This is a genomic window from Novacetimonas pomaceti, from assembly GCF_003207955.1.
Taxonomy (GTDB): Bacteria; Pseudomonadota; Alphaproteobacteria; order Acetobacterales; family Acetobacteraceae; genus Novacetimonas; species Novacetimonas pomaceti.
In genome coordinates, this window is record NZ_NOXG01000108.1 from 1 (window position 1) to 914 (window position 914).

Sequence of the window (914 nt, forward strand, 5' to 3'; positions counted from 1 at the left end):
GCACCGCATGGAACAACCTCACCGCCCTGCCACAGACCATCCGATCCATCGGCCTCAGAAAATGGGCTCATATAGGTCAAAGGTGATAGCCCGTAGTATAAGAACCGGCTCCTCTGGCCCGAGGGACGCCCGATGCCGTTGCCGGTCATTCATCTTCATCGTCATCAAAGAAACGAAGCGAGGCATCGATCGGGCCGTCCGCATCAAAAAGGACGTAATCACAGTCGTGTTTTCGGGCCAGGGCGAGAATGGCCCGCAGTGACCGCGACCCCGGCCAATCATGGGAGTATGGATCCAGCGGGACATGGACAAACCATCCGTGCGGGCCGGACAGGCAGGTCAGCCCAAAGGAGCCACCTGACCTTGCATATCTCTCAAGGTGTCCACGGTCCGACAGGGGGAGGTGGCCGGTGCTCAGGTCGAGGAATTTTCGGATCTGGAAAGACGTTAACATCGGGTTTCTCTCTGCTTAAGGATGAGGCGGGTCAGACCGGCCCGGCGCTCTCGCCGAATGCGCCAGCGGGCAGGACCCATTGTTCGAGGGATGTGAGGACACGGCCACGCCAGCGGTGGCAGAGCGCGCGGCGCACCAGATCCGGATGCTGGCGCACGGGGCCGTAAACCGTGCCGCCATTGGCCAGCGTGCCGAGGTCCCGGTCGCGTCGAATGGTGCAGCCAAATGCGCGTTCCCACTCACACAGCCGGGCGAACCGATCCGGGTCCATATGCCGCAGCGTTGCAGCCTGATCGGCAGACATGAATACACACGTCATGCAAGACAGACGGCCAAACCCGAGCTGATAGGGAAGCGGCGAAATCACGCCATGCCGACGCAGGATCTGCCAGACAGCCGCTTCACTCCAGGCATGTACCGGCCGCCAGTGATCGATATGCCGTCGGGCCCGACCATCACG

The 914-nt window shown here is 61.7% G+C and carries 2 protein-coding genes; both read right to left on the reverse strand.

Annotation, left to right across the window (positions count from 1 at the left end):
• Positions 1 to 145 precede the first annotated feature (145 nt).
• Positions 146 to 454: a DUF5983 family protein gene (locus CFR71_RS17315; RefSeq protein ID WP_110532254.1), complete on the reverse strand. Its 309-nt coding sequence runs from the start codon at positions 452 to 454 to the stop codon at positions 146 to 148.
• 31 nt (positions 455 to 485) lie between these two features.
• Entirely contained in the window at positions 486 to 758 is a 273-nt protein-coding gene (locus CFR71_RS17090; RefSeq protein ID WP_239020462.1) for a hypothetical protein, read from the reverse strand.
• Positions 759 to 914 lie beyond the last annotated feature (156 nt).

What these genes read in the sequence shown, in the direction of transcription:
- CFR71_RS17090 (WP_239020462.1), bottom strand. Translation starts at nt 758, where the DNA reads ATGTCTGCCGATCAGGCTGCAACGCTGCGGCATATGGACCCGGATCGG.
- CFR71_RS17315 (WP_110532254.1), bottom strand. Translation starts at nt 454, where the DNA reads ATGTTAACGTCTTTCCAGATCCGAAAATTCCTCGACCTGAGCACCGGC.